Raw genomic sequence first — 7,325 nt, forward strand, 5'->3', positions numbered from 1 at the left:
CAGTTGCCTCACCAGTTCTGGTCAGGGCACGGTGATAACTGCCGTGTACATCTCGAGTATCGGCCGGTACAGGTCGGTGTCGTTCAGTTCGGCGGCCAGCATGATGCTGTCACTGGTGGCGATCAGTAGCTGCGCGAAAGTGGATGCCGGCATCCCGAGTGTGGCGCCGAGCTTGCCGAGGCTTTCGACGATGAAGGCAGTGAGCTCGTCGTTCACCTGCTGCTGTTTCGGCGCCACACGGACGCGGGCTTCGGGGTTCCGGAGCAGGTAGAGGGTGAATTCGTAGCCCAGCGCGGCCTGCTGGGCGCCGCCGCTTTCGGCGAGGCGGCGCCATCGTCCGGCGATTTCGGCGAGTTCACGTTCACCTATCTCGGTGACCGAGGCCAGCAACTCGGGGAAGTTGTCGAAGAAGCGCCGCCAATACCGTTGATGAACGGCCAGAAACAGGTCTTCCTTCGTCTTGAAGTGCACATAGATCGCGCCCCGGGTGTATCCGGCGGTGGCGGCGATGTCGTCGAGGCTCGCCGCGCCGAAGCCCTTGGCGGCGAAGACCTCTTGGGCCGCATCGACGAGCAGGTTACGGGTGTGCTCGGTACGTCGTTCCCGGGTCCAGCGCTCCACCATCGCATCATCCTGTCAAAGTCGGAACTCGCATACGGCTGCAAATTTCACATACGAGCGCGTATGTTAATGACAGGTCCGTATCTCGAGTGCGGGCCCGGTTCCTACGGCGACCGCCCGGCAGCGTCGCCGCGGGAACCCACCAGGCCGCCCTGGCGTGAATCGATACTCTTGGGGGGTATCTCCCAGAGAGGAGCGACGGCTATGACCGTCTCCGCTACCAGCGACGTCTTCTTCGATCCCTACGACACGGGTCTCATCGCCGACCCGTACCCGATGTTCGCTCGACTGCGTGAAGAGAAGCCGCTGTACTACAACGAACAGCACGACTTCTACGCATTGAGCCGATACTCCGACGTCAACAGTTGCCTCGCCGACACCACCACCTACAGTTCCGGCCGCGGTAATGTCCTGGAATTGATCAAGGCCGGTATCGAGATCCCACCGGGTCTGCTGGTGATGGAGGATCCCCCACGGCATGACATCCATCGCAGGCTCGTGGCGCGGATGTTCACCCCCCGCACCATCGCCCGGTTGGAGCCGATGGTGCGGGAATTCTGTGCCCGCAGCCTCGATCCCCTGGTCGGCGGCGCCGGTTTCGACTTCATCACCGACCTGGGTGCTCCTATGCCGATGCGGGTGATCTGCATGCTCCTGGGCATCCCGGAAGAAATCCAGGAAGCGGTCCGGGATCACTCCAACGCGCAGGTGTCCACCGAAGACGGCCGCCCCATGACCGCGGCTTCGGACGGATTGGACGACGGCCGGATCTTCGCCGAATACATCGACTGGCGGGAGAAATATCCCTCCGACGACATCGTGACCGAACTGCTCAATGTCGAGTTCGAAGACGAAACAGGAACCATCCGGCGACTCACCCGCGACGAGCTGCTGATGTATGTGAACGTGGTGGCCGGCGCCGGGAACGAGACCACGACGCGGCTGATCGGCTGGGCCGGCAAAGTCCTCGCCGAGCACCCCGACCAACGCCGCGAACTCGCCGAAGACCCCGGGCTGATTCCCCGGGCAATCGAAGAACTGCTGCGACTCGAGCCACCGGCACCTCACGCCGCTCGCTATGTCACCCGCGACGTCGAGCACTATGGCCAGAAGGTACCCGCGGGCAACGTCATGATGCTCCTCATCGGGGCGGCCAACCACGACCACCGCCGATTCCCGCCCGACGCCGACCTTTTCGATATTCATCGCCCGCCACAGCCCCATCTCGGATTCGGGATCGGAGCGCATTTCTGCCTCGGCGCCGCCTTGGCCCGGCTCGAAGGCCGGATCGCCCTCGAAGAGGTGCTGCGACGCTTCCCGCAATGGGAGGTCGACCTCACCGCGGCCAGGATGTCGACGACGTCGACGGTCCGCGGCTGGGACACCATGCCTGCCGTCCTGCCCTGACCCATACCCGCGCACAGCCAGCGGACGCCGGTGTCGTCCGCAACGATAGACGGAGAGAAACGATATGCAGGACCTGGCGGGCCGCGGATACATAGTCACCGGAGCGGCGAGCGGTATCGGCCTGGGAGCATGCCGGAAACTGGTCTCGTCCGGCGCCGCTGTCGCCATGCTGGACCGCGACCTCGGTAAACTGACCGCCGAAGCCGTCGATCTCGCATCCCGCGGCACAGCCTTTGCTATCGGCTGCGACGTCGCCGACGAGGATTCGGTCACCGCGGCCGTGGCGGAATCGGCCACGCGGTTACCGTCGGTCGCCGGTGTCTGCACCAGTGCGGGCATTTTCGAAGCGCCCGACCGACTCGACCTCGAAGACCTCGATATGGCGGTTTACGACCGTGTCCTCGATGTCAACCTGCGCGGCACCGTGCTGGTCGTACGGGCGGCGCTGCCGCTGCTCGGGGCGGGCGGGTCGATCGTGACCGTCGCCTCGACCGCGGGGCTGCGCGGGCACGGCTACGGGATGGCCTACACGGCCAGCAAGGGCGGCGTCATCGCACTCACCCGGCGCACCGCACTCCGATACGGCCCGAAAGGTATTCGCGTCAACTGCGTATGCCCCGGCGCCACCGCCGGTGAGGGACTCGGCTCGGTGTTCGATGACGAACAGACGGCGGCGCAGACCTCCGCGGACCTGCCGCTGCGACGGATCGGGCAGGCCGACGAGGTCGGCGCCACCATCGCCGTCCTCTTGTCCGACGACACCAGCTATGTCACCGGCCAGGTTCTCGCCGTCGACGGCGGCATGGTGGTCCGCTGACCGAAACTTCGCTTCCACCGATCACTTCAGCATGGAGCGCATCGTGGACAAGAAGGACATGATCCGGGTCGGCGTCGATGGTCACGTCATCTTCCGCTGCCGCGGCGTCATGGCTTTCGCGACGAGTGCGAGAATCAGGGCTCGCCGAGGCGGGTCACCAGGCCTCGGTCCCCGTCCACACGTACGCGATCGCCGGTCCGGAGCACCCGGGTGGCCACCAGGGTGTTGACGACGCACGGTAGACCGTACTCGCGCGCCACCACCGCGCCATGGGATACCGAGCTGCCGATATCGGTGACAAGCGCGGCGATGACCGTGAAGTACGGGGTCCACCCCACGTCGGTGACCGGCGCGACCAGAATCTCACCGCGCTGCACGTCACGTGCCTCGACAATCGACTTCGCGACACGCACCACGCCTTCCACGGTTCCCCGGCCGGCGGGCCGTCCGGGGATCTGATCGTCGGTGATTACGTGCTGTGTCCGGGCGATGAGGGGTGCCGGCCGGCCCACCGACACGTCGTCGAACTCGAGGGAATCCTGGAATGCCAGCGCTTCTCGACGTTTCCGGGCGCCCTGCACGAGACCGGTGATGTCTTCCGTACCGACGACGCGGTGCAATTCCCCGCGGTCGAAGAAGAAGACGAGATCGGCGTCGGGCAGCCGTCCCGACCCGGCCAGCACTTCGCCCAGGTGCCGGTAGCCGAGCTTGAGCGCATGCGCCATCAGAGCCATCTTCGATTTCGTCTCCTCGCGCCCCCGCGCGCCGCCCTGTGCCAGCCGGGCGAGAAACCCGACGGCAACAGACCTGGGCGCCTCGACGTGTGCGTGCACCGGCCCACGGTCGGCCGGATCGACCGCTGCGCGCAGCATGACCTGCATCATCGTTCCCAGGCCTTCCGGGTCCTCGGCCCAGGAGGGGTCACGCATACACAGCTCGCGGTATCCACGGTGACCGTGACGACTCAGGAAACGCCGCAACGCCCCACCACCGGCGTTGTCGGCGACCCGCAGCTCGCTGACCGCGTGGTCCGGCTCCCGCCCCAGGAACTCCCCGGTGGCCGCCTCGTCGCCGGCGATGGTGCGCACGACCGACTGCAGCTCCTCCAGCATGAGCGCGCTCTCGACCTCGGCGGCGCCGGCCATGAGCCTGGCCGCCTCGGCTCGGCCGTCTTCCTCGCTGCGTCCGTCCCTGACCGCCTGACGTACGAGAACGCTCTCCAGAATATTGGCGGCAACCGCGGCGCGTGACGACGACCGCACATGGGTCAGCGTGACGTCGCAGTACTGTTCGACGCCGGATTCCAACTGGCGCAGGACGATCCGCGGGTCGTCACCGGCCGGGATCCGGAATTCGGCGATCCGGTCGCCCAAGCGGCGGATCGCGGGGCCGGCGGACAGCGCATGCGTGGTGAGCCGGACCGTGTTGACGAGCCTGCGGGTGAACGGCTTCGGTGGTTGCGCCTGCAGCTCGTCGACCACCCGACCGCAGATCGACATCGAGAACTGCTCCAGCGAATTGCCCAGAAGGCCCGAGCTCAACGCCGTACCCTCGGTCAGGTTCAGGAACATATGGCCGTAGAAATATCCGACCTGTAGCCACGGCTTCTCGTAACCGGCCTGGGCGCGCGCCACCACCTGTGTCATCTGCATCGCGTAGTCGATGGCATAGCCGGATACCGATGCGGTCAGCGGGCAGAAGGCACCTGGCATCATCTCGCCGATATTGCAGCGCGTGTACACGTGGTCGGCACCCGCGAGTGGCGAATCCATCTCGTTCAGATCGCCGGGCAGGGTGGTGATCGGCCGGGCCTGCAGCCACCACAGTTTCCCGGATCGGTCGATCGCCCATTCGAGATCCATCGGCCTGCCCCAGTGCCGGGCGGCACGCTGGGCAGCGGACCGGATATCCGTGATCTCCTCCGGTGACAAGACCGGCACCTCGCCCACCTCGTGCACAGCGGGGGTGCCCTGGGAATCCAGGACTATATGGTCGGGGGACGCCGTACCGTCGACGAGCGCTTCACCGAGTCCGTTGACGGCGTCGATCACCATGAGGTCGCGGCGGCCGGTCGCCGGGTCCGCAGTGAACACGACGCCGGCGGCGCGCGCATCCACCATCTGCTGAACCACTACATGCATGGTGGCGTTGTGTTGTCCGCTGTAGGACGAGGCTCGCCGGGAATGGACGGAGGCGGCGCAGGCGCGCACGGCCGCGGTGAAAGCGTCGGCGGATTCGACGCCCAGCACCGTGTCGTATTGCCCGGCGAAGGACTGGTCGTCGCCGTCTTCCCCGACTGCCGAGGACCTGACGGCCACGGGGGTCGCCCCGGTGGCGGTCATCTGGGCGAACCTCTCCGCCGCCGCCTCGGCGACGCCCGGTCCGGAAGCATCGGCGATGACGAACCCCACCGGCACAGCAAGTCCGAGACGACGCAGTTGCGCGAGGCCGGCTGCTTTGCCGCCGTAGCGGTCGTCGGTGACGTCCTCGAATTCGATCGTGGTCAGTGACATGCGGAGCCTCCCAGCGCGTCCACGATCTCGGCGAGCGCGTCGACGGCGATGGGACCCGGCTGATACAGGCAGATCCGGTCCGATACGCCGTCCACCCGGTCCCGGATATGCGCGGCCACCTCGGCCGGGGTACCGCAGGCGGCGATGGTGTGCAGTATGTCGTCGTCGATCAGGCTCGCCATCTCCCGCCAGCGGCCCTGCTTGGACATCGCGTTGAGTTCGGGCTGCAGCTCGCCCCAGCCGTGAGCGTCGAGCACCGGGCGGTAGGCCGGGGTGGAACCGTAGAACGCCAGCAGCATCCGGGTCGAGGCATGGTCGTCATCTCGTCCGCCGGCCACCGACACGATGATCTCGGGCACCACTTCGAAGTCGTCCTCGCTGCGTCCGGCCGCTGCCAGCCCCGCGCGGACGGCCGGCATCGTCGTGCCGTGCAGGAACCGCTTCGTCCCGAACGGCATCACCAGCAGCCCGTCGGCCACTTCCGCAGTGGCTCTGGTCAGCCGGGGTCCCAGGGCGCCGAGATAGATCGGCGGCGGACCGAACGGGTTCGGTCCCGGAACGAAGGTCGGCGTCATCAGGGTGTGCCGGTAGTACTCACCGCGGAAGTCCAGCCGCGCACCGTCGTTCCATGCCGCGAAAATCGCTCGCAGCGCCCCCACCATTTCCTTCATCCGTGCGACCGGACGGTCGAATTCTGCCCCGTAACGCTTCTCGATCTGCGCGCGAACCTGCGTGCCCAGCCCCAGGATGAAACGCCCCTCGGTGAGCAGTTGCAGGTCGTTGGCCTGGTGGGCGAGCTGGATCGGATTACGCGGGAGTGCGATCGCGACGTTGGACATCACGTCGAGACCCTTGACTGCCGAGGCCAGCACCAGCGGCGTGAACACGTCGAACGGGCCTTCGAAGGTGAACACGCCGGAGGCGCCGGCCTCCTGGAGCACTGTCGCGCGTTCGACCGCATCGGTGGGGCCGTACAGCGCTGTCATGATCTTCATCCGTCGTGCCTATCCCGCTACGTCGGTCCAGTCGGAGAACCCCGACGGGTGGTGCGGCCCGAGCACGCCGTGCTCGAACAACCCCGCGCCCTCGCGGACCTGCCCGTCGGCTTCGGTGCACACGGCTGCGCCGACGTGGTCGATGAGACTGAACGGCGCTCGTGCCATCACCGCGGGGTCTGTCAGGTCGAAGCTGACGCGTTCGGCGAACGGCCCGTCCTTCCAGGTGCCGTGTGCCCAGGAGGAGTCGCCGCCGTAACCCGACCCGAACGCGATGGGCGCGAAGAGCTTCGATTCGATATCGAGTTCGATCCGGTCGCCGGCGCGGTTCATGAACGAGACATGGGCGCCATGAGGGATCCGCGTACCGGGTGTGTAGTGGATGGTGGCGCGTACTCCGTCGAGTTGTTCGACGCGGCCGTCGCGCCAGCGGCGGGTGCAGTCGTAGAGGCTGCGGTGGCCGTCGGGGTCTTCTTGCAGGATCAGGAACAGGTGGAAGTCGTCGAAGGCCAGTGGCAGGTAGAGCCACCACATTCCGCGGAAGGCGGCGTCCGGCCGGCCGGCCGGTTCCGGCTCACCGACAGGCCGGATGCCCCAGGATCGGTCGCGGCTCGCGACGCTGGTGTCGTGATCGACTGTCAACCGGTCACCGTCGACATCGATCCAGCCCTGCCATGTGCCGACCTGGGCGAACCGGCTGGCCTGCAGTGTCACTCGTCGCTCGGTCAGCATTTCGTGCGGCCGTTCGAGAGCGGCGGGGAACAGCCCGCGCCAGGTCAGATCCGCGGAGATGCCCTCGGTCTCGGCCAAGGTGAGGCGCAGTTCCTGCAACGGTTCGACGACGTCGAGACGGTAGCCGTTGACGTTCTGGTGGAGACGGTCGTCATCGATGGCGTCGCTCAGGTGCACCGCGGTCTGCGTGTCACCGCGGCGGACGACGAAGTAGGCGTCCTTGACGCCGAGGCGCGGGTT

Annotated in this window: 6 protein-coding genes; 2 read left to right on the forward strand and 4 right to left on the reverse strand. The window is 66.8% G+C overall.

From position 1 onward, the window contains the following. Positions 1-21: 21 nt before the first annotated feature. A complete protein-coding gene (locus AB0F41_RS00955; RefSeq protein ID WP_357420603.1) occupies positions 22-624 on the reverse strand; it encodes a TetR family transcriptional regulator in 603 nt (200 codons plus the stop codon). 201 nt (positions 625-825) lie between these two features. On the opposite strand from AB0F41_RS00955, the gene AB0F41_RS00960 reads away from it, so the two are divergent. Both AB0F41_RS00960 and AB0F41_RS00965 read left to right on the forward strand, forming a co-directional pair. Continuing rightward, positions 826-2,028 carry a cytochrome P450 gene (locus AB0F41_RS00960; protein ID WP_357420604.1) on the forward strand — a complete coding sequence of 401 codons (1,203 nt, stop codon included), beginning with the start codon at positions 826-828 and terminating at the stop codon, positions 2,026-2,028. Between the two features lie 64 nt (positions 2,029-2,092). Next, positions 2,093-2,845 (forward strand): SDR family oxidoreductase, encoded by a 753-nt coding sequence (locus tag AB0F41_RS00965; RefSeq protein WP_357420606.1) that lies wholly within the window; start codon positions 2,093-2,095, stop codon positions 2,843-2,845. A gap of 134 nt (positions 2,846-2,979) precedes the next feature. Here the strand turns inward: AB0F41_RS00965 and AB0F41_RS00970 are convergent, their stop codons facing one another. The 3 genes from AB0F41_RS00970 to AB0F41_RS00980 all read right to left on the reverse strand — a co-directional run. Then, on the reverse strand, positions 2,980-5,358 hold the full coding sequence (locus tag AB0F41_RS00970) for a PEP/pyruvate-binding domain-containing protein (protein WP_357420607.1): 2,379 nt from the start codon (positions 5,356-5,358) through the stop codon (positions 2,980-2,982). After that, positions 5,349-6,353 carry a TIGR03617 family F420-dependent LLM class oxidoreductase gene (locus AB0F41_RS00975; RefSeq protein WP_357420608.1) on the reverse strand — a complete coding sequence of 335 codons (1,005 nt, stop codon included), beginning with the start codon at positions 6,351-6,353 and terminating at the stop codon, positions 5,349-5,351. The genes AB0F41_RS00970 and AB0F41_RS00975 overlap by 10 nt, the downstream gene beginning before the upstream one ends. Positions 6,354-6,362: 9 nt before the next feature. Continuing rightward, a partial coding sequence (locus tag AB0F41_RS00980; protein WP_357420609.1) for a hypothetical protein occupies positions 6,363-7,325 on the reverse strand: 963 nt, incomplete at its 5' end.

Source organism: Nocardia sp. NPDC024068, from assembly GCF_040638875.1.
Lineage (GTDB): Bacteria > Actinomycetota > Actinomycetes > Mycobacteriales > Mycobacteriaceae > Nocardia.